This window comes from Aquimarina litoralis, assembly GCF_019295435.1.
In the GTDB taxonomy this organism is placed as follows: Bacteria; Bacteroidota; Bacteroidia; order Flavobacteriales; family Flavobacteriaceae; genus Aquimarina; species Aquimarina litoralis_A.
This window is the reverse complement of record NZ_WEKL01000019.1, coordinates 14,060-36,667: the sequence shown is the minus strand read 5'-3', so window position 1 is coordinate 36,667 and position 22,608 is coordinate 14,060. Positions and strand designations below refer to the sequence as shown.

Sequence of the window (22,608 nt, the reverse complement as noted above, 5' to 3'; positions counted from 1 at the left end):
ATGATTTCCATTTGAATATTTTTAGAATTCATTAATTGCGAAGTTCAATTTTTCCTAGTTTTAACATTTAGAGCTACCTTTTTTTGCTTTTTTTGAGATTTGTAGAAAAGGTGCAAAAATCTTAAAAAACAAATATTTTCATTGAACATATGTTAATTTTTATGGATTTTTGAGCGTTTTACTGAAAAAAATATTATTTCAGCTAGTAGATCGGATGTTAATTGTATATTTTAGCGCACTAAAATTTTAACATAATTAAGGTATGAGCTTATGGTTTTGCCTTAGTTTTTGTAGTCACGAAAATTTAATTGCTTTTGTTATGAATAAAAACTATTTTAAATTCCTCATCTTTTTGTTAGGAATAAATATTGGTATTGCTCAAGATCAGAGTAATGTTGATATCGTTAAAGATTATTTAATTTCATCCGGTATGAACAGGGATGATGTTAGTGATCTTAAGGTACAATCAGAATCCTTTTCTAATAGCATGAATGTAGCCAATGTATATGTGAATCAACAATACAGAGGGATTGCTATCAAAAACGTTGTTGGTAATTTTGCGATTAGAAACGGTAAAGTTGTTCATTATTCTGGAAAACTCATTAACAATTTAGAATCTAAAGTAATCACCTCAAATGCTGATTTAAATCCTAGAACTGCGGTTATTAAAGCGGCAGCAGCTTTACAATTACCAAATATTAGTAATGTTAGTATAGTTGATGAGTTAAGCCAAAATAAGTTTATAGTTTCGAGATCGAATATTTCATTTGATGAAATTCCTGTTGAATTAGTTTATGAATATATAGATGACAAATTAGTGTTAGCTTGGGATTTAAGTATACATGCATTGGATGGTAATAACTGGTATAGTGTTAGAGTGGATGCTACTACTGGAGAATTAACCAGTGAAAATAACTGGATGACGAGTTGTACTTTTGACCACAGTTTATCTAATAATAAACATTCTGATCACAATCATAAAAAAATAAGTGATTTTGGGTTTAAGTCAAAATCCTTGGCAAAGCCATTTCTAATGGATGGAAGTTATAACGTTTTTGCGGTACCAAGTATCGAAAGCCCGAATCATGGAAATAGAACAATTGTAACCAATCCAGTAAACGCAGTTGCATCACCTTTCGGTTGGCATGATACCGATGGAGTAGCTGGTGCTGAATTTACAACTACACAAGGGAATAACGTTTTAGCAGCTGAAGATTTAGATGGAGATAATCTACCAGGTAATCAGCCTGATGGAGGAGCAAACTTAATATTTGATTTTCCATATGATCCTGCTACCCGAATTGCAGATTATCAAAATGCTTCTTTAACAAACTTATTTTACGTAAGTAATGTTATACATGATGTATGGTATCAGTATGGCTTTGATGAAGCATCTGGGAATTTTCAGTTCAATAATTACGGTAAAGGAGGAGTTGATGGAGATGAGGTTTTTGCAGATGGTCAAGATGGTTCAGGAACAAATAATGCTACTTTTGGAACGCCTCCAGATGGAGCAAATCCAAGGATGTCTATGTTTTTATGGAATCCTGAAAATAGATTCGTATTTACTGTGAATAATACATCACTTGCAGGGACATATAATGTCGTTAACAATGCTTTTAGGGATGGTTCAATAGAACCACCTTTTTTACCAGCTGGAATTACAGGTGATTTAATATTGGCAGTAGATGATAATGCTACACCTGATTCTAGTGATGCTTGTAGTCTTATTACAAATACAGCGGAAATGAATGGAAATATTGCCGTTGTTAGAAGAGGAGAGTGTAATTTTAGTGTCAAAGTTATTGAGGCTCAAAGAGCTGGAGCTACAGCGGTAATTGTTGTAAATAATGTGGCTGGTGATGTTACTATGGGTGGAGATGGAAGTGTTTTTATTAACATACCTGCTTTTAGTATCAATCAAGCCGATGGAGAAGCGCTTATAACACAAATGGCGTCAGGATCAGTGAATGCTACATTAGCTTCTGAATTAAGAGAAGATTGGATAGTAGGAGCCGATGGATCTTTTGATAATGGAATAGTAGTTCATGAGTATGGACACGGAATTTCCACTCGTTTAACAGGTGGAGCATCTAACTCTGGTTGTTTATCAGGTGCTGAGCAAATGGGTGAAGGTTGGTCAGATTGGTTCGCTTTAATGATGACAATCGAACCTGGAGATACAGGAGAAGATGCTAGAGGAATTGGAACATATGCGATAGGACAACCAACAACAGGAGGAGGAATCAGACCATTTCCATACAGTACAAATACAACGACTAACCCTGTTACCTATGCAAGTATAAGCGATGCTACTAGATTTTCTGTTCCTCATGGAGTAGGGTCTGTATGGGCAGCTATTTTATGGGATATGACTTGGGCATTTATTGAAAGAGATGGATATGATCCAGACTTATACAATGGTACCGGCGGTAATAATTTAGCTATGCAATTAGTCATTGATGGATTAAAATTACAAGCGTGTAATCCTGGTTTTGTAGATGGAAGGGATGGTATACTAGCGGCTGCAGATTTATTACCGAATAGTACAGCTAATAAATGTATTATTTGGAATGTATTTGCTGCTAGAGGAGTAGGATATAGCGCGGATCAAGGATTCTCGAGTAGTAGAACAGATCAAACAGAAGCTTTTGACCTTCCTCCAACATCAGAATTAGATTGTAGTAATGTTTTAGGTGTGGATGATTTCAACGGAGGTGTATTCGAAATTTATCCAAACCCTTCTAAAGGTACGTTCGACATTCAAGTGGCTCAAAGCCTTGGAGTTTCTACAATTTCAGTGTTTGATATGAATGGAAGAGTTGTATACAAAGAAAGTAAACAATTAAATACCACTCATAGAATAACTACCAATTTAGATACTGGAATTTACTTATTGAGAATTGAAGCTGAAAATGGATCAGCAATAAAGACTACTAAGATTATAGTAGAATAATTTATAATACAATAATTATTAAAAAGGGCTATTGTTCATAACAATAGCCCTTTTTTTATTATGTTATTTCAGTACGTTTAATCTTAGAATGTTTGAATAGTAAAGTTTTAAGCTATTGATTTCTTAAAATAACTTCTTTTATTTTTTCAGAAGAAATACCGCATATTTCTTGTAATTCTTTCGTAGTTCCATGATGTATAAAATTATCGGGAACTCCTAAGTTTAATATGTTATTGTTAAAATTATGTTGATTGGCAACACTTATAATTGAACTTCCAAATCCACCATTTATGACACCATCCTCAATAGTTATAATCGTTTTGTGTTTTTGTAATAGTTCTAATATTAAATCTAAATCCAATGGTTTTATAAAACAAAAATGATAATGACTCACTTTTTCTGTAAGCATTTCTATAGCATTCGTTACATTATTTGCAATCGTACCAGTTGATAAAATCGCAATATCAGAATTGCTATTCAAAATACACTCCCCTTTCCCAATAGGTACTTTAGTCATCTTTAGTTTCCAATCTAAAATAGTACCTCTACCTCTTGGATATCTAATCGCTATTGGATTATTTAACTTCAAAGAAGCAGTAAACAGAAGATTTCGAAACTCAATTTCATCTTTTGGAGCCGCTACGATCATATTTGGAATACAATTTAGATAAGCAATATCAAATACCCCATGATGAGTTGCACCATCAGCTCCAACCAATCCAGCCCTATCAATACAGAAAATCACTGGTAAGTTCTGTAAAGCCACATCATGAATAAGTTGATCATAAGCGCGTTGTAAGAAGGTAGAATATATGGTGCAAAATGGAACTAATCCTTGAGTTGCCATTCCTGCTGCCAACGTAACAGCATGTTGCTCTGCAATACCTACATCAAATGCTCTATCCGGCATTTCTTCCATCATATATTTTAAAGAACTCCCTGTTGGCATAGCTGGAGTAATACCTATAATATCTTTGTTTTCTCTTGCAAGTTCTAATATGGTATAACCGAATACATCTTGGAATTTAGGAGGTTCTTGTGTGTTGTTCTTTGGTACTAGTTCTCCAGTAGTAGCATCAAATTTACCTGGAGCGTGGTATTTTACCTGATTTTCTTCTGCTTGTTTTAATCCTTTACCTTTTGTGGTAATGATATGTAAAAGTTTAGGACCAGTTATGTTTTTTAGTTTTTCAAGGGTTCTTAATAAACTAGGTAAATCATGACCATCAATAGGACCAAAATAAGAGAAATTAAGCGCTTCAATAATATTGTCCGTTTTAGGTTTATAACCAACTCTAGCTTTAGTTAAATATTCTTTTAAAGCTCCAACACTAGGATCAATTCCTATAGAATTATCATTAAGAATAATAAGCATATTAGTGTCGGTAACTCCTGCATGATTTAAACCTTCGAAAGCCATACCGCTAGCTATAGAAGCATCTCCAATGACTGCAATATGTTGTTTTGTTACATTTCCTTTTAGTTTAGAAGCGATTGCCATTCCTAAAATAGCAGAAATGGAGGTAGAGGAATGCCCAACACCAAAAGTGTCGTATTCACTTTCACTTCGTTTAGGAAATCCACTTATACCGTTTAATTGACGATTGGTGTGAAACAGATCTTTTCGTCCTGTAAGAATCTTATGTGGATAGGCTTGATGGCCTACATCCCAAATTAATAAATCGTTTGGCGTGTCAAAAATATAATGCAATGCTATGGTAAGTTCTATAACGCCCAAACTAGCACCTAAATGACCTTCTTTTGTGGCAACAATATTGATCACAAATTCTCGTAATTCTTTGGCCAATACTGGTAGTTGATCGGTAGAAAGTTTTCTAAGATCTTTTGGGTATTTAATATGTGAAAGGAGTGTTTCTTTCATGAAGCAAAAGTACTATTTTGAGATGAGCTGTAGTATCTCATTTTGTAATTAAATATAATAGTTTGGTAGAATATCAACTACAATGAAATAAGAACAATTATATTTGTTAGATACTTTAAGCTATATGTTATGTTTGATCCTTATGACGATTCACATTTTATGAGAAAAGCGCTTCAGGAAGCTGAAGCGGCCTATGAAAAAGGAGAAGTACCTATTGGAGCGATTGTAGTTGTCGCTGATAGGATTATTGCTAGAGCACACAATCTTACAGAATTATTAAATGATGTTACGGCACATGCAGAAATGCAAGCCATCACAGCTGCTGCAAATTTTTTAGGAGGAAAATATCTTAAAGAGTGTACCTTATACGTAACACTAGAGCCTTGTCAAATGTGTGCAGGTGCATTATATTGGAGTCAAATAGGAAAGTTAGTATATGGCGCTAGAGATGAGCAACGGGGATTTATTACTATGGGAACCAAATTACATCCTAAAACAAAAATGGTAGGTGGTGTATTGGAAGAAGAATGTGGTGAGATTCTAAAACGCTTTTTTGTTCAGAAACGGAATTTGAACTGATATTAAAATAGCTACATGAAGAATACAATCGCAGAACGGATCCAAGATTTTTTAAAACAGTTTCCGCCTTTTAGTATGCTTTCAAAAGAAGAACTATTAAAGGTTGCCGGTCAAATTAGAGTATTGTATTTAGAAAAGGGAGCATATGTGTTCGAACAAGATGAAAAATGTCATGATGAATTTTATATTGTTCGAGAAGGAGCTGTAGGTTTATATAGGAATTCAGAAAACAGTCAAAATCTAGTGGATATATGTGATGCTGGAGATCTTTTTGGATTGCGAATTATGATTATTAAAAAGAATTATCGCATGGCGGCTTTGGCGAGTCAAGAGTCTATCGTATATGCTATTCCTTCTTCAGTTTTTAAGCCCTTTATTGATGAAAATAAAGAAGTAAATACATTTTTATTAGAAACTTTTGCTACGCACGCGAGAAACTATTATACCGAAACGGAAAAAGGAAAAAGGATAGATAATACAATCTCTATTGATACGGCAAAGGATCTGTCTACATTGCGAACTATTTCATATAGGAAAAAACCACTTACCTGCACTGCTGATGCTATTGTTAAAGATATAGCTATGGAGATGAATGCTAGAAAAGCAGATGCTATAATCGTTGTGGATGAGCAAAAATTTCCAATAGGAATTCTTACAGATAGCGATCTTAGAGCTAAAGTTGCTACAGGTTTGTTTTCTGCTACAGCAGTAGTGACAGAAGTAATGACCGCTCCTGTAAAAACATATGCTAAAAAAATAACAGTTGCAGAAGCACAAATAGCCTTAATTAAAAATAATATTAGCCATCTATGTATTACAAAAGATGGTACCCGTAATTCCAAAACAGTCGGTGTTTTCTCGAATCATGATTTATTAGTGTCGTTTGGAAACAATCCTTCAATTCTAATAAAGGAAATTAAAAGAGTAAAAAAAATCCAACGATTACGGTATATCAGAAAGCAAGTAGAACGATTACTAACTACATATCTAGAACAAGATATACCTACAATGCATATTTTGAATCTAATTTCGGAGATAAATGACGCATTGGTCATTCGAACTATTGAATTGTCTTTAGAAGAAATGCCTTCGCAACCTACTGTTGCTTTTAATTTTTTGGTATTAGGAAGTCAAGGTAGACGAGAACAATTGTTGATGACAGATCAGGATAATGCAATTGTATTCGAAGATGTAGAGGAAGCTATGTATGACGAAACGCAGACTTACTTTTTGGAACTGGCAAGAATAGTAACCAAGAATTTGCATGCGATTGGTTTTGAATACTGTCCTGCCGAAATGATGGCAAGTAACCCAAGATGGTGTATGTCGCTTTCCAAATGGGAAGAACAGTTCAGAACCTGGATGACAACTCCATCAGAAGAAAGTACTTTATTATCATCTATATTTTTTGATTTTCAATCGGTTTATGGGGATGCAGACATGTCGAATCAATTGTCTGATGTAGTTTTTGATGGTGTAAATAAAAGTAAACGATTTTTGGGGCTATTAGGAGTTAGTGCATTGCAAAAACCATCACCATTAGGCTTTTTTAAACAGTTTTTAGTCGAACAAAATGGAGAGCATAAAGATACTTTTGATATCAAAACCAGAGCCATGATGGTATTAATCGATGGCGCAAGAATTTTGGCATTATATCATAATTTAAAAGGAATAAATAATACATTACTTAGGTATGAGAAGCTGGCCTCATTAGAACCAAATAATAAAGAACTTTTTGAAAGTTGTGCCAAAGCTTTCAGAGTGTTGCTGAAATTTAGAGCAAGACAAGGAATATTGCATAAGGACTCGGGAAGATTTATTCAATTAAATACACTTAGTAAAAATGATAAGTTAAAACTCAAAAGATGTTTTAAACCTATTCGAGATATACAAGAAGTACTAAGAATACGCTTTCAACTTAAAACATTCATGTAAATGAATTTTTGGTTTTCAAATAACAATAAAAATGACCTTCCTGATTTTTGGAAAGAGTATATCAATTGCTTTGAGAACAAACAAAGGAAAAAAGCAATTGAATCGGTTAGATTTATAGCTTTTGATACAGAAACAACAGGTTTTGATTATAAAAATGATAGGGTTCTTTCGATCGGAGCAATTGCTATTAAAGATATGGCAATAGATGTATCTGATCAATTAGAATTATATCTGGAACAAGATGTTTTTAATTCTGAAACCGTAGAGATCCATGGAATTCGGAAAAATCATGACTTTACCAGAGTTTCAGAAGGAGAAGCAATTGAACTATTTCTAAAATATATTGGGAATGCTGTGTTGATTGCACATCATGCGGATTTTGATAGGAGAATGATCAATAGCGCGTTGCAGAGAAATGGTTTAGGAAATTTAAAGAATAGATTTTTGGATACAGGTATCTTATTTGGAAAAACAAAACATATCATCTATAGCAGAGAAAGAAAATATAACCACTACACTCTTGATGAGTTGTGTGATGATATGAAGATATCCAAAAGTGATCGGCATACAGCCTCCGGAGATGCTTTTATTACGGCTTTGGCATTTTTAAAAATCATTCCAAAACTACAAATAAAAAGAACAGATAGTTCCTCAATACTTTTCTAGGGCCTATTAGTATTGCAACTGTAGTCATAGTTTTTCGTCTTTTTGATAGAATCAATCAAAATGAAAAAAGGACTATATGTTACCATTTCTTTACTAAGTCTTTCTGGTTTTTCTCAAGAAAATGATGTTTTAAGAGGAAAAATCGTTACAGATACGCTACAAGCACAAGCAATAAATATTATTAATCTTACTAAAGGAGTAGGAACTATTAATGATGAAGTAGGTTATTTTCAGATAAGAGCTACCGAGGGGGATACTATCATTTTTTCCTCTATTCAACATTATCAGAAAGCGCATATCGTAACTAAAAAGGATCTGAAAAAAGCAAATTTAGCAATACAACTAGAAACTAAGGTTAATGAATTGGATGAGGTAAAAGTTTCTCAATATGACCTTTCTGGAGAGGCAAAAGAAGATATTAAGAAAATAGAAACGTTTGAAGATAATCTACCCATGTTTAACGCCAAAAGGTTGGATGAAACTCCTTTTGTACACGAGAAAGGAGCAAAAACGGTTAGAAATACAACAGTTGATCATCGAAAAAATGCAACTGCCTTCAATTTCATAGCTGCAGGTAGAATGGTTGCAAGCTTGTTTAAGAAAAAAGATACGCGCAAATCTAAGAATGTTAGAATTCCACAAGTAGCAGATTTTTATCAGGGAGAATTTATAGTTGAAGAACTAAAAATACCTGAAACTGAATTGTATGATTTCTTAGATTATGTAAATGAGAAAGAGGAAACAAAGAAGGTGTTAAAAACTGGTGATGAATTAAGAATTCTGGAATATCTCATCCATCAGAGTAAAGTATTTAATGATAAGAATCGTCAAAGAAAATAATATGTATCGATTTGCTTCTTTATTTCTGATGAAAATAAATGCTTTAATCCTCTTTTTATTCTTCACTTTTTCAGGTTTCGGACAACAAACTTCTTGGTTTAGAGGCCAAATTGTTGTAAACGAATTAGAGCTAGAAGCTGTGAATATTGTAAACCTTACTAAAGAAATAGGTGTCGTTAATAATAAATCAGGATATTTTGAAATTCCAGCTAATATAGGAGATGTTATTATTTTTTCTTCTGTTCAGTTCAAAACGAAAAAACTTACAATCACAAAAGAACAATTAAAATCAAAGAGTTATAGAGTGTTTTTGGAGTCTGAAATTAATACCTTGGATGAGGTTCATATATCTCAGTATTCTTTAACAGGAGATGTTTATAAAGATATTGAAGAGATTCCTACTTATGAGAAAAATCTGCCTTTTTGGAATGCTGAGCAATTGAAGCAAATGGGAGTTTCTAGACCAAATGATGAACAATCACCAGTAGAAAATACAGTGTTGCCGTCAGGTAATAACCAAGCGGGAATTTCTGTAGATTTAGCCGGTTTGATTCAGGCTATATCTGGGATATTTAAAAAAAGTAGTAAAAAAGGAAATATTGAAATAAAGTTAACGCAATATTATAGAGAAGAGTTTTTTATAAAAGAGTTGAAAATACCTGAAACGGAGTTGTACAATTTTATGGACTTTTTGGACCAAGAAACGAATATCAATGCTATTTTAAGTACACGAGATGGATTAAAACTACTAGAGTTTCTAATTGCGGAAAGTATAGTATTTAAGGAAAAATACAATATTGAAGAATGAAAAAGGCGCTAAAACAGCGCCTTTTGAAACTTAACGAATTTATCTTAATCGTGAATTACACGAACCTGTGCCGCAATAATTCCTTTTCTTCCTTCTTGTTCTTGATACTCTACTTTGTCTCCTTCATTAAGAGCTTCGCCGTTTAATCCCGTAGCATGCACGAAGATGTCCTTTCCTGTTTCGTCGTTGGTAATAAACCCGTAACCTTTGGATTCATTGAAAAATTTTACTGTTCCTTCCATTGTAATAAGATAATATTATGAATCCTAAAGGTAGCTTTTAATACAACACCAGTTGTTATCAAAATGTAAATATTTGCATAATTTTAGTTTTTGTCAGTTTTTTCTTCTTTGGTGAAATTTTTCATTTTCTGAATGTTTTCTTCTGTTAACATATAGTCTTTTACCTTTTTATCTTTCCACCTATGATAGATAAATAAAGGCATTAATATAAAAGAAGCACCAAGTATTCCAATTCCAACCCATTTATCTCCTGTAAGATGATCTCCAGAATTCTTATAGTAATAGCCTACAGCTACTAAAATAACAACTGCTACAAATAATATTCTAATTACATATTTCATAATAGAATTGATTTTTTGATGAATTTAATACAATTTATTAACACTCAAAGGTTTTCGTAAAATCAGCATTTAATAGATTGATAAAAGATGCGTTTGCTTATAATCAAGGTTTTGTACTAGCTAGTGATACGAGATATCCTTGACAAATTAAACTTATACGTATATCAAACACAAACAAAAACTAAAAAATTCACACAATGAGAAAGAAGTTACTAATTGCTGTAATCTTAATTCTTTGTTTATCAAAATTAGGTTACACACAATCTGAAAGAAGTTTACCTTTCGTTTGGGAAAATGCCACAGTATATTTTGTTCTTACGGATCGTTTTGAAAATGGAGATACATCTAATGATATTTCTTATGGTAGACCTCAAGATGGACCACCATTACGAAACTTTGAAGGAGGAGATTTACAAGGATTAATTAATAAAATAGAAGAAGGATATTTTGACGATTTAGGAGTAAACGCGATATGGATTACTCCACCAATTGAAAATATTTATGGCTCTGTTCCTGGAGCTGGATATGGTTTTCATGGATATTGGGCAAAAGATTGGACAAATATCGATGCTAATTTAGGAACTAACGAACTTTTTGGATCTTTTGTAGATACTGCACATGAACATGGAATACGAGTATTAATGGATGTGGTACTAAATCATGTTGGTCCGGATTCCAGTAGAGATCAAGGTCAATCCTGGCCAGATGAATGGGTACGAAGAGATCCCACTTGTAATTTTCAAGGGCCAGGAGGTACAATACCATGTGAGTTGGTGGATAATTTGCCAGATATTAGAACAGATTCTAATGATAATGTAAGCCTCCCAAATTGGCTACTAGAAAAATGGAATCAAGAAGGAAGAAGAGATCAGGAAGAAAATGAACTGAATGACTTTTTTACAAGAACTGGTAAATCCAGATCACCGAGAAATTATATCATCAAGTGGTTAACGGACTACATAAGAAAGTATGGAGTTGATGGATTTAGAGTAGATACAGTAAAACATGTTGAAGAAGCTGTATGGAAAGAATTAGAAGAAGAAGGCATAATAGCGTTAAGAGAATGGAAAACAAATAATCCAACAAAAAAAATAGATGATTTAGATTTTTGGATGACAGGAGAAGTGTTTAACTACAATGCTCCTAGCATGGGAAGAACCTTTACAGGAGATGGATTTAATGTAGATTATTACAATAATGGATTTGCTAACTTAATAAACTTCGAATTTCGATTTAATGCAGATGAAGGATTAGAGAGTATTTTTAGTCGATATGATAATCTTTTGCAAAATCAATTGGGACAAGGAAAAAGTGCTATGAACTTTTTAACGAACCATGATACAGAAGAAGTTTTTGATAGAAATCGTCAAAAAACATTTGAAGCAGGAACTAAGTTATTACTTACTCCTGGACCAGCGCAGATTTATTATGGAGATGAAACAGCTAGAACACTTACTCCTGGAGGAGGAGCTACGGGAGATGCTACTCTTAGATCAAATATGAACTTTGACGATTTGAATAACCCAAATTCTATTGCATCCTTAACATTACTTCATTATCAAAAAATTGGAAAATTTAGAAGAGAACATGTTTCGGTAGGAGCAGGAAAGCATACTAAACTTCAAGATGCACCATATACATTTAAAAGAGAATATGATCAGAGTGGCATTGATGATAAAGCATTAGTATATACTGGTAATGATAATGATTTTGTGGGAGCATTGGATGTTTTCGGAATGTGGCCTGATGGTACAGAATTACAAGATTATTTTTCTGGTAGTTTAGCTATTGTCACTAATGGTACTGTCACCTTTGGAGCTTCATTTGGATTGGTATTGATAGGGGAACCTACATCTCGAACTTTAAGTTTAGATGAGATTAATCTCGCTGATACAAATTTTGCAAAAGCTTGGCCCAACCCTTTTACAAATTCGTTGCAAGTAACATTTCCTGTAACAAATCTTTCTGTCAATGATATCAATATAGAAATGTATGATCTTTCAGGTAAGAAAGTTTTAGAAAATAAAAAGATAGACATTCAAGACAATAGTTTCAGTATTAATACACCTCATTTGATGAATGGAATGTATTTAATGAAAATAGAATTTAATGATAGAACTCAAGTGGTTCAATTAATAAAAAAGTAGTTTGAATTGTTAAGTGTGTAAAAACCTGTTGAGAAATCCATCTCAACGGGTTTTTTTATCTAGTGAAATGGATTAATTTTCTTCTGTAAGCAGTCAATAATTTTGATTTGGAGATAAACCCATAGTATTTCCCTTCTTTAATCACAGGAAGATTCCAAGCACCTGTATCTTGAAACTTTCGCATTGCCTTTTTTGCATCATCATTTTCATACATAATAGCTGTTTCCACTTGTATCATTAACATCTCTACGGTAGTTTTATGATATAAAGAAACATCAAACATAATATCTCTAATATTATCAAGAGTTACAATCCCTAATAAAGTATTGGATTCATCAATTACAGGGAATAAATTTCTATTGGACTTAGCTACCGCTTCACTAAGCAATTGTTTTAAGGTGTAGTGAGGATGAACTGAAATAAAATTAGTCTCAATGCAATCATCCAATTTCATCAATGTTAAAACCGTCTGATCTTTGTCATGAGTAAGTAATAATCCTCGTTCGGCAAGAGATCGGGTATAAATATTATGCTCAATACTATTTTTGGAAATAATAAATGATATTGATGTCGTAATCATTAATGGTACAAACAACTCATAGCTTGTTGTGATTTCAGCGATTAAAAATATAGAAGTTAAGGGAGCATGTAATACACCCGCAATTAATCCCGCCATGCCTAATAATGTGAAATTTGCTTCAGAAACCTGAAACCCCATGCCAATATTATTAATAATTTTAGAGACCACATTCCCTAATGCACTTCCCATAACCAGTGTAGGGATAATAATACCTCCTGATCCTCCAGCTCCAAAGGTTGCAGTCATAGCGATCGCTTTAAAAATGGTAATTCCAGTTAGTAAAGCGATAATCATCCATATGTTGTTTGTCATGTTGTCAAAAGGAGTATTTCCTATAGCAGCTAGATGATTACCACTGAGAAGATCGTTGATAAAACCTAATCCTTCACCATAGAGTGGAGGGATAAAATATAACATAACTCCTATAGCAATTCCACCTATAAGTAAACGGTGAATTTTTTTTGGAAAACGATCAAAAAAAGAAAGTATGCTAAAATACATTTTGGTAAAATAGATCGAAGCGATAGCAGTACCAACTCCAAGAATGATGTAGAAAGGAGTATCATAAATATCGAATTTTTCCAGTACTTCAAATCTAAATAGTACTTCATCTCCAAGAAAAAAATAGGATGTTATTATAGAGGATACTGATGCAAATAACAAAGGGAGTAACGAGGTTAATGTTAAGTCCAGACTAAATATTTCTACAGCAAAAACTAAACCTGCTAGCGGAGATTTAAAAACTGCAGATATGGCACCAGCAGCAGCACAACCAATTAGTAAAAACCGAGTTTTGGTATCCAATTTAAATACACGGCTAATACTAGAACTCAATGTAGATCCTGATCCTACAGCTGGACCAAGCAATCCTACTGATCCTCCAAAACCAACGGTTATAGGAGCTAAAAGTAGTGGGAGATATCCATTTAAGGGCTTTATTTTACCGTCTTTTTTAGAGAGCGCATATAGAATTAATGGAATGGCAGATTTTACATCTTTTTTGAATAAGAACTTGGTTAGAATATATACAATAAGAAGTCCAATAATCGGTATGATAAAATAAAAAGATGTTTGCCAGGAAATAATATCACTTTCCAAAACGACTTGTATTAGATGCGTGATGTTTTTAAGTAAAAGGGAAATTAAACCAGCACAAAACCCTACTAATATGCTCAAAATTAGCACAAAGTTTTTAGTAGAAATATGACGATATCTCCAGATCAAAAACCTATGTAAAAGTGTCTTTTTTTTGGTTGGCATTGTATAGGTTATATCTTGGTTAGATTAAAGGTAACAAAAAATCCCGCTTGGAGCGGGATCTTTTCTCTATACCTTGATAAGGATTACATATCGAGTTTGATGTGTAATTCTTTTAATTGTTCTTGATCAATATTTGCAGGCGCATCTATCATTACATCTCTACCACTGTTGTTTTTTGGGAAGGCAATAAAATCTCTAATAGTTTCCTGACCTCCAAGTATGGCCACTAATCTGTCAAATCCAAATGCGATTCCTCCATGTGGTGGAGCTCCATATTGAAATGCATCCATCAAGAATCCAAACTGAGCTTTTGCTTCTTCTGGTGTGAATCCTAAATGGTCAAACATAAGCGCTTGAGTTTCTTTATTATGAATACGGATGGAACCACCACCAATTTCATTTCCATTTAATACTAAGTCATATGCATTTGCTCTCACATCTCCAGGTTTCGTGTCTAAAAGAGGAATGTCCTCTGGTTTTGGTGAAGTAAAAGGGTGATGCATTGCATGATAGCGTTCAGTTTCTTCATCCCATTCTAATAATGGAAAATCTATTACCCATAGTGGAGCAAACTCTTCAGGATTTCTCAATCCCAATCTTTCTGCAAGTTCCATTCTTAGTGCGCTCAATTGACCTCTTACTTTGTTGGTTTGCCCAGAAAGTATACAAATTAAGTCTCCAGCTTTTGCACCTGTAATTTCTGCCCATTTGGTAAGGTCTTCTTGGTCATAAAACTTATCTACAGATGATTTAAAACTACCATCTTCATTGCATTTTACATATACCATTCCTAAAGCACCTACTTGCGGACGTTTTACCCAATCAATTAGCTTGTCTATTTCTTTTCTAGTGTAAGAAGCTCCTCCAGGAACAGCAATACCAACAACTAATTCCGCATCATTGAATACTTTAAATTCTTTGTGTTGAGTGACTTCATTAAGCTCTCCGAACTTCATTCCAAAACGGATGTCAGGTTTGTCATTTCCATAAGTACGAATCGCTTCATCATAAGTCATTCTTGGAAATTCACTAATATCTTGACCTTTAATATCTTTAATTAAATGGCGAGTAAGACCTTCAAAAATGTTTAGAATGTCTTCTTGTTCTACAAATGCCATTTCGCAGTCTATTTGAGTAAATTCAGGTTGTCGATCTGCTCTCAAATCTTCATCTCTGAAACACTTTACAATCTGAAAATACTTATCCATTCCACCTACCATTAGCAATTGCTTAAATGTTTGAGGCGACTGTGGTAATGCATAAAATTGGCCTTCGTTCATTCGAGAAGGTACTACAAAATCTCTTGCTCCTTCGGGAGTAGATTTAATAAGATATGGTGTTTCTACTTCAACAAAACCTTCTTCAGAAAGATAGTTACGCACTTTCATTGCTACTTGGTGTCGAAACAATAAGCTGTTTTTAACAGGGTTACGTCTGATATCCAAATATCGATATTTCATTCGAATGTCCTCACCACCATCAGTTTCATCTTCAATAGTAAAAGGAGGAACTAATGCGTCATTCAAAATTTGTAAGTCATTTACTAAAATCTCAATATCACCAGTAACCATATTAGGATTCTTAGACTCTCGTTCGATAACAGTTCCCTTTACTTGAATTACAAATTCTCGTCCAAGAGTTCTAGCGTTTTCCATGACATCAGAAGATGTACGTTGTTCATCGAAAATCAGTTGCGTAATGCCAAATCGATCTCTGAGATCTACCCATATCATGAATCCTTTGTCTCTAGTCTTTTGAACCCAACCTGATAAGGTAACTTCTTTATTAATGTCTGAGGTGCGTAATTCACCGCAAGAATGACTTCTGTACATAGCTATTTGTTAAGGCTGCAAAAATAAGAAGTTTAAGATTAATTATATCTAGTTTTTCGGAAAATGAAAAATAGTATTTTAAATGTTTTTAGTGATTATTGCGATTACGTTTTTAGTGTACTTTTTTTACGGATATTACGCATAAATATTTGATAATCAGAATAGTTTTAAGCTAACATATGTTAGTTTTGGCTTTTTTTTATAAGAATGTTTTAATAGCTTTAACAAAACTTATAAACAAATCATTATGAAAAAACAAACACAAATTAGCAAGGGGCTTTTGCTATTCTTGTTTTTCTTTCCTTTGACATTTTTTGCACAGGAAATAATTTCGGGTACTATCACGAATAGTACAAATGGAGATGTGGTTCCGTTTGTCAATATTCTTGAAAAAGGTACCTCCAATGGTACTACCTCTGATTTTGATGGAAATTTTTCAATGGAAGTGAAATCACTTCCTGTTACTTTAATCGTTTCTGCTGTTGGATTTGGTGCTAAAGAAGTAAGTGTGACGTCCAGTGCACCAGTTACAATTACTTTAGAGGAAGGTGCTGTTTTAGATGAAATCGTAATCGTAGGAAATAGAGCGAAGCCAAGAACAGTTATTGAATCTCCAGTGGCAATTGATAATATAAGTTCTGAGGAATTGGCAATTAGCGCTCAACCAGAAGTAGATAAAATGATTGCATTTAGAGTTCCATCTTACAATTCTACCCAACAAACAATATCGGATGCTACAGCTCATTTTGATCCTTCTGAATTGAGAAACTTAGGACCTAGTAGAACGTTGGTTTTGGTAAATGGGAAGAGAAAAAATCAAAGTGCGTTAGTATATGTGAATGAAACACCTGGTCGAGGAGAAGTAGGAGTAGATATGAAAAGTATTCCGGCCGCAGCGATAGAAAGAGTAGAGGTGTTAAGAGATGGAGCAGCTGCCCAATATGGATCTGACGCCATTGCAGGTGTAATCAATATTATTCTTAAGGAAAGTCCGTCAAAAACTACAGTTAATTTGGGTACAGGTGTTACAACCGAAGGAGATGGTTTTACTTATAGCGGAAGTTTAAATACGACGATCAACCCTGATTTTGGTGGTTATATAAACCTTACTGCTGATTTTTATCATCAGGATTATACCAATAGAGCAGGAGAGCCAGGAAATGACCTGCTTTTTGGTAATATCTTTGGAGATCAGACCCTAATTGATGGAACAGATCCTTGGATACAAGCAAACCCTGATTTAGGAATGATTGTTGGGCAACCAGAATATGATAGATTAGGATTAGCAGTTAATGCTGGTTTCCCTTATGCTGATAATACTGCAGAATTTTATGCATTTGGAAGTTTTCAAAAAAGAGATGGAAAAAGTTTTGCACTCTATAGAACTCCATATTGGGTTCCAGATCCTTTTAACTTATTACATCCTGTAGGAACAGAATATCAAGGTTTTCAACCAACTTTTGAAACAGACATTAGAGACAACTCTTTTACTTTAGGTAATAAATGGCAAATGTTTGGCGGATGGAACTTTGATATCAGCTATACTTTTGGAAGAAATGCAGTTGGATATGAGGTGAACAACTCATTAAACCCTTCATTAGGAGCAAATAGCCCTACTAGTTTTAATCCTGGAGGATATAGTTTTAGTAATCAAATAGGAAATTTAGATATAGCTAAAAGTTTTGGAGACGTAAGTGTTACTTTAGGATCAGAAGTTAGACAGGAAAGATTCATTACTAGAGCAGGTGAAGTTGCTTCTTATATTGATGGTGGAGTACAATCTTTTCCTGGATTACGACCTGAAAATGCTTTAAATGAAACCAGATCTAATATTGGAGTATATGGTGGAATTGATTGGGATATTACTGATGCGTTTTTAATCAGTGCAGCAGGGCGTTATGAAGATTATAGTGATTTTGGAGAAAATGTATCCTGGAAAGTTGCTGCTAGATATTTATTAAACGATAAAAAGGGAGCGATAAGAGCTTCTGTAAATACTGGTTTTAGAGCTCCTTCTTTACATCAGATCTATCTAAGTAATATTCAAACACTTCAGTTGGCTGATGGGAGTATTGGTCAGCAAGGAACTTTTAATAATGTAGATCCTGTAATTATTGATCCTGTCAATGGATTAGGAGTTCCTCAATTAGATGCAGAAGAATCTTTTAACATTGCTGGAGGTATCACATATAGGTTTTCTCCTAAGTTTTCGGTTGCTGTGGATTACTATAATATTAAAGTGGAAGATCGAGTATTATTAACAAACCCTCTTGGTTTTGATGGTGATGATACTACCGTGAATGCTGTAGAACAGGTTTTGATAGATAATTCGATTGGTAATGTTACCTTTTTTGTAAATGCAGTAGATACCAAAACACAAGGGGTGGATTTAGTGGCTAATTATAGAGGTTTGTCATTAGGGAAAGGTACTTTAGATGTGAATGCAGCATTTAACTGGAATGAAACAGATATTGATGGTACTATTAGTGTTCCGGATAAAATATTGAACGCTGGATATACGGACATTTTTAATCGAGAAGAACAATCAAGAATTACTACAGCAAGACCTAATCTAAAAGGTGTTTTAGGATTCACGTATAATATATCTAAATTTAGTTTTGTATTAAATAATACATATTTCGGAGAAGTTACTTGGCAACACCCTACAAATCCTGATTTTGATCAGACTTTTGCAGGTAAAGTTCTTACAGACTTATCTATTTCATATGAATTTGCAAGTTGGGTAACAGCTAAAGTAACAGGAAATAATATTCTGAATGTATTTCCAGATGAAATCGAAACATTTGGAGATTTCGGTACAGACTTAGGAGGAAGATTTAGATATCCTTGGGAAGTAAATCAGTTTGGATTCAACGGAACTTTTATTCAAGGAGGACTAACTTTTAGTTTCTAGTCTTAATTTAATTATACAGTACTTGTTAAATAACAAAACGCCGCAAATTTGCGGCGTTTTTTGTACAATTAAGTTATAAATTAGGTTGCTGACGGTATTGGTATTTCACTGCCTTCTTCACTTTCTAATTCTTCCTCATCAGCGATTATAGGTTTTGGACTTCTTTTTCCACTGAACCAAACCTTTACCTTATGAACTATAAAGAATAAACAAGGTACAATGATTAGAGTAAGGAAGGTCGCTATGATCAGTCCATAAATAACTGCCCAAGCGAGAGGTCCCCAGAAAATTACATTATCACCTCCAATATAAATCTTAGGATCAAAATTGGCGAATAAGGAGAAGAAATCAATATTAAATCCTACAGCTAAAGGTATCAAACCTAATACCGTAGTAATTGCAGTAAGGATTACAGGTCTTAAACGTGCTCTTCCTCCTTTTACAATCAGCTTCATTACCTCATCATTAGCCAGGTGTTCCTTTTCAGGAATATTTAATTCTACCTTTTTACGATCGATTAATAATTGTGTATAGTCAAGCAGTACTACTCCATTATTAACTACAATTCCTGCAAGTGAAATGATTCCCATCATGGTCATCATAATTACAAACGCTGCTCCTGTTATTAGAATCCCTCCAAATACTCCAATAAAACTTAAAAAGATAGCAATCATAATAATGGTAGGTTTGGATATAGAACTAAATTGGAAAATAAGAATTAACATGATAAGTCCTAATCCAGCAAAAAAGGCTCCCATTAAAAACTGCATCTGCTTGTTTTGCTCTTCAATCTGACCCGTATAGTTGATTTTAACACTGTTTGGTTTACCTGTAAAACTAGCCATCTCAGTTTCTATTTGTGCTACAATAGCACCGGCATCGGTATAACCAGGTTGTAATCCAGAATATACAGTAACAACTCTTTTCGTATCACGATGCTTGATCGCACTAAACGAAGAGGTGTTCTTTTTGGAAGCAACTGCAGAAACAGGAATCTCTTTTAATCTACCTGTTGCTTGATCTCTAAATGTAATATTTTGATTAAATAATGCACTGGTGTTATAGCGATCATTTTTATCAAAACGAACATAGATATCATAATCTTCTCCTTCTTTTTTGTAAACACCAGCCTTTTCGCCAAAAATAGAACGACGTAATTGATTTCCAACTTGTCCTGCAGCAACTCCTAACTCACCAGCTTTTTGACGATCAACTACCACCTGCATAGCTGGCTTTCCTTTATTTACATCAATCTTTAATTCTTCGATACCAGGAATATTCTTTTCATTGATGAAGTTTCTCATGCGTTCTGCAACGTTGATCAACTCATCATAATCATTTCCTTCGATTTCAATATTGATAGGATATCCAGCAGGAGGACCAACAGCATCTTTTTCTACAGAAATAGCAACACCAGGATAAATTCCTTTTAATGCTTTTTGCACTTTGAATCGTAGTTCTTCAGAATCTTTTCCTTTTCTGAATTTAAATTCTCTCATGGCAGCAATAATCTTTCCACGATGTGGCATTTCCGCACTGCTACCACCATCCGTTTGAGGATTCCCAGCTCCTTCACCAACTTGTGATACCGCAGCTTCTACCAAAAAGTTATGATCTTCACCTTCAATATATTCTTGATCATTTATAATCGCATATACGCGATTCTCGATTTCTTTGGTGATTTTATTCGTTTTTTCAATATCTGTTCCTTGAGGATATTCGATATAGACAATGATTTGATTTGGCGTATTATCTGGGAAGAATTCTACTTTTGTTCGTTGACTTCCAACTGAAGCACCAAATGCTCCGAATACTACAAATAGTAACAAAAATGTTCCAATGACAAAGGCATAAGTTCTCCATCCTCTTAGGGCAAACGAAAGAAAACGTTGGTAGGTGTTTTCTAACCAAGTCAAAATCCGAGTTTGGAAAAACGTAGCCATTCTTTTTAAAAGATACTTATAAATCCAGAACATCATAGCTGTAAAGATCATTAGCGTACCTAAACCTCTTGCAGGTCCGCCAACGATCATAATGAATATTCCAAATCCACCAAGAATCAAGCTTAAGCGAATTAGTTGTTTTACGGTCAATTCTCTTTCGCCAATATCCATAAATTTGGAAACAAGCATAGAGTTAAAAAATATTGCTACAAAAAGAGATGATCCTAATACTACAGATAGCGTTATTGGGAAATAAATCATAAACTGCCCCATTACACCTGGCCACATTCCAAGCGGTACGAAAGCCGCAACGGTAGTCAACGTTGAAACAATGATAGGAAATGCTATTTCTCCAATTCCTTTTTTAGCAGCTTCAATACGCGACATCCCTTCTTCTTCCATCAAACGATATACATTTTCTACTACCACGATACCATTATCTACAAGCATTCCTAATCCCATGATTAAGGCAAAAAGGATCATTGTATTCATTGTGTATCCTAATAATGATAGAATCATAAAAGAAATAAACATAGACATTGGTATCGCGAAACCAACGAATAAGGCATTTCTAAATCCTAAGAAAAACATCAATACACCCACAACCAGGATAATCCCGAAAATGATATTATTTACCAAATCATCTACTTGATTGATGGTTTTGGTAGACTGATCATTAGCAATGCTGATGTTTAGGTCAGTTGGGAATACATTTTCCTGCGCGTCTGCTACAATAACTCTAATCTGATCGGCAGCTTCTACCATGTTCTTTCCAGAACGTTTTTTAACCTCCAACATCACCACGTTATCACCAAATTCTCGCGCATAGGTAGTTTTATCTTCCTCTTTAAAAGTAACTTTTGCAATATCTCTAAGGTAAACAGCACCATCTTGAGATTTTACCACAAAATTATCTAACTCTGATGGGCGATCAATCTCTCCAAGAATTCTAATGGTTCTTCGTTGTCCGCTAGTAATCATATTTCCAGCAGACATGGTGATGTTACCATTTCTTATGGTATTTAGTACATCGTCAAAGCTTACTTTGGCAGCCATCATTTTATAGATGTCTACCGCTACTTCTACTTCTTTTTCCTGTGCTCCTCGGATATCTACTCCTTTGATTTCTTTTAGATCTTCAATCTCATCTTCGAGATATTCTCCAAACTGTTTTAACTTATCAACTGGATAATCTCCAGTGATGTTGATATTCATAATTGGAGTTTCTTCTGAGATACTTAGATCAAAAACATTCGGTTCTACTTTAGCTCCGTTAAAAGTAGGCCAATCTTCATTAGATTTTTCAGAATCTACTTCATCTTTTACTTTTTGTTTAGCTTCTGCAACGGTGAATTTTTCTTCAAATTCTACAGTAATGATTCCATAATCTTCTTGAGATGTAGATACAATTTCTACTACACCTCCCAGGTTTTTCAACTTATCTTCAAGAGGATCAATAATTAATCGCTCTATATCTTCTGAGGTATTTCCTGGGTATGGAACACTGATGTATATCTTAGTTTCATTAATTTCAGGAAAATTCTCTCTTGGCATAGAGAAATATGCCGATAAACCAAGAACGAAGAAAATCGCCATCATCACATAGATGGTTGTTGGGCTGTCTATTGCCCAGGACGCTAATCTAAATTCTTTATCTACTTTTTTCTTATTCACTTCCATAAG

14 protein-coding genes are annotated in these 22,608 nt (G+C 34.0%); 8 read left to right on the top strand and 6 right to left on the bottom strand.

Annotated elements, in window-relative coordinates; translation table 11 throughout:
* The first annotated feature begins 319 nt into the window (after nt 1-319).
* A complete protein-coding gene (locus tag GBO31_RS11755) occupies nt 320-2,956 on the top strand; it encodes a T9SS-dependent M36 family metallopeptidase (RefSeq protein ID WP_219008540.1) in 2,637 nt (878 codons plus the stop codon).
* A gap of 112 nt (nt 2,957-3,068) precedes the next feature.
* Here the strand turns inward: GBO31_RS11755 and GBO31_RS11750 are convergent, their stop codons facing one another.
* On the bottom strand, nt 3,069-4,838 hold the full coding sequence (locus tag GBO31_RS11750; RefSeq protein ID WP_219008539.1) for a 1-deoxy-D-xylulose-5-phosphate synthase: 1,770 nt from the start codon (nt 4,836-4,838) through the stop codon (nt 3,069-3,071).
* Nucleotides 4,839-4,967: 129 nt separating this feature from the next.
* Between GBO31_RS11750 and GBO31_RS11745 the strand changes: the two genes are divergently transcribed.
* The 5 genes from GBO31_RS11745 to GBO31_RS11725 are packed head-to-tail and all read left to right on the top strand — an operon-like array spanning nt 4,968 to nt 9,666.
* Nucleotides 4,968-5,417, top strand: a complete 450-nt coding sequence (locus GBO31_RS11745) for a nucleoside deaminase (protein WP_219008538.1) — start codon at nt 4,968-4,970, stop codon at nt 5,415-5,417.
* 15 nt (nt 5,418-5,432) lie between these two features.
* Nucleotides 5,433-7,352, top strand: a complete 1,920-nt coding sequence (locus GBO31_RS11740) for a DUF294 nucleotidyltransferase-like domain-containing protein (protein ID WP_219008537.1) — start codon at nt 5,433-5,435, stop codon at nt 7,350-7,352.
* Nucleotides 7,353-8,018: a 3'-5' exonuclease gene (locus GBO31_RS11735; RefSeq protein WP_219008536.1), complete on the top strand. Its 666-nt coding sequence runs from the start codon at nt 7,353-7,355 to the stop codon at nt 8,016-8,018.
* A 60-nt stretch (nt 8,019-8,078) separates the two neighbouring features.
* The gene (locus GBO31_RS11730; protein WP_219008535.1) at nt 8,079-8,858 is read left to right on the top strand and encodes a hypothetical protein; all 780 of its coding nucleotides are present in this window, start codon (nt 8,079-8,081) and stop codon (nt 8,856-8,858) included.
* Nucleotides 8,833-9,666 carry a carboxypeptidase-like regulatory domain-containing protein gene (locus GBO31_RS11725; RefSeq protein WP_219008534.1) on the top strand — a complete coding sequence of 278 codons (834 nt, stop codon included), beginning with the start codon at nt 8,833-8,835 and terminating at the stop codon, nt 9,664-9,666. Before GBO31_RS11730 ends, GBO31_RS11725 begins: the two co-directional genes overlap by 26 nt.
* A gap of 44 nt (nt 9,667-9,710) precedes the next feature.
* Here the strand turns inward: GBO31_RS11725 and GBO31_RS11720 are convergent, their stop codons facing one another.
* Nucleotides 9,711-9,908 (bottom strand): cold-shock protein, encoded by a 198-nt coding sequence (locus GBO31_RS11720; protein WP_219008533.1) that lies wholly within the window; start codon nt 9,906-9,908, stop codon nt 9,711-9,713.
* 83 nt (nt 9,909-9,991) lie between these two features.
* Complete coding sequence (locus GBO31_RS11715; RefSeq protein WP_219008532.1) at nt 9,992-10,249, bottom strand: hypothetical protein; 258 nt, start codon at nt 10,247-10,249, stop codon at nt 9,992-9,994.
* A 197-nt stretch (nt 10,250-10,446) separates the two neighbouring features.
* On the opposite strand from GBO31_RS11715, the gene GBO31_RS11710 reads away from it, so the two are divergent.
* Nucleotides 10,447-12,396, top strand: coding sequence for an alpha-amylase family glycosyl hydrolase (locus GBO31_RS11710; protein ID WP_219008531.1), 1,950 nt, complete (start codon nt 10,447-10,449; stop codon nt 12,394-12,396).
* 55 nt (nt 12,397-12,451) lie between these two features.
* Here the strand turns inward: GBO31_RS11710 and GBO31_RS11705 are convergent, their stop codons facing one another.
* A complete protein-coding gene (locus GBO31_RS11705; protein WP_219008530.1) occupies nt 12,452-14,236 on the bottom strand; it encodes a chloride channel protein in 1,785 nt (594 codons plus the stop codon).
* An 83-nt stretch (nt 14,237-14,319) separates the two neighbouring features.
* On the bottom strand, nt 14,320-16,068 hold the full coding sequence (gene aspS, locus GBO31_RS11700) for an aspartate--tRNA ligase (protein ID WP_219008529.1): 1,749 nt from the start codon (nt 16,066-16,068) through the stop codon (nt 14,320-14,322).
* A gap of 247 nt (nt 16,069-16,315) precedes the next feature.
* Here aspS and GBO31_RS11695 point away from each other — a divergent pair, with 247 nt between their 5' ends.
* On the top strand, nt 16,316-18,982 hold the full coding sequence (locus GBO31_RS11695) for a TonB-dependent receptor (RefSeq protein WP_219008528.1): 2,667 nt from the start codon (nt 16,316-16,318) through the stop codon (nt 18,980-18,982).
* Nucleotides 18,983-19,062: 80 nt separating this feature from the next.
* Here the strand turns inward: GBO31_RS11695 and GBO31_RS11690 are convergent, their stop codons facing one another.
* The gene (locus GBO31_RS11690) at nt 19,063-22,605 is read right to left on the bottom strand and encodes an efflux RND transporter permease subunit (protein ID WP_219008527.1); all 3,543 of its coding nucleotides are present in this window, start codon (nt 22,603-22,605) and stop codon (nt 19,063-19,065) included.
* Between the last annotated feature and the right edge of the window lie 3 nt (nt 22,606-22,608).

Coding starts and splice junctions, on each gene's coding strand:
- GBO31_RS11755 (WP_219008540.1), top strand. CDS start 320: ATGAATAAAAACTATTTTAAATTCCTCATCTTTTTGTTAGGAATAAAT.
- GBO31_RS11750 (WP_219008539.1), bottom strand. CDS start 4,838: ATGAAAGAAACACTCCTTTCACATATTAAATACCCAAAAGATCTTAGA.
- GBO31_RS11745 (WP_219008538.1), top strand. CDS start 4,968: ATGTTTGATCCTTATGACGATTCACATTTTATGAGAAAAGCGCTTCAG.
- GBO31_RS11740 (WP_219008537.1), top strand. CDS start 5,433: ATGAAGAATACAATCGCAGAACGGATCCAAGATTTTTTAAAACAGTTT.
- GBO31_RS11735 (WP_219008536.1), top strand. CDS start 7,353: ATGAATTTTTGGTTTTCAAATAACAATAAAAATGACCTTCCTGATTTT.
- GBO31_RS11730 (WP_219008535.1), top strand. CDS start 8,079: ATGAAAAAAGGACTATATGTTACCATTTCTTTACTAAGTCTTTCTGGT.
- GBO31_RS11725 (WP_219008534.1), top strand. CDS start 8,833: ATGATAAGAATCGTCAAAGAAAATAATATGTATCGATTTGCTTCTTTA.
- GBO31_RS11720 (WP_219008533.1), bottom strand. CDS start 9,908: ATGGAAGGAACAGTAAAATTTTTCAATGAATCCAAAGGTTACGGGTTT.
- GBO31_RS11715 (WP_219008532.1), bottom strand. CDS start 10,249: ATGAAATATGTAATTAGAATATTATTTGTAGCAGTTGTTATTTTAGTA.
- GBO31_RS11710 (WP_219008531.1), top strand. CDS start 10,447: ATGAGAAAGAAGTTACTAATTGCTGTAATCTTAATTCTTTGTTTATCA.
- GBO31_RS11705 (WP_219008530.1), bottom strand. CDS start 14,236: ATGCCAACCAAAAAAAAGACACTTTTACATAGGTTTTTGATCTGGAGA.
- aspS (WP_219008529.1), bottom strand. CDS start 16,068: ATGTACAGAAGTCATTCTTGCGGTGAATTACGCACCTCAGACATTAAT.
- GBO31_RS11695 (WP_219008528.1), top strand. CDS start 16,316: ATGAAAAAACAAACACAAATTAGCAAGGGGCTTTTGCTATTCTTGTTT.
- GBO31_RS11690 (WP_219008527.1), bottom strand. CDS start 22,605: ATGGAAGTGAATAAGAAAAAAGTAGATAAAGAATTTAGATTAGCGTCC.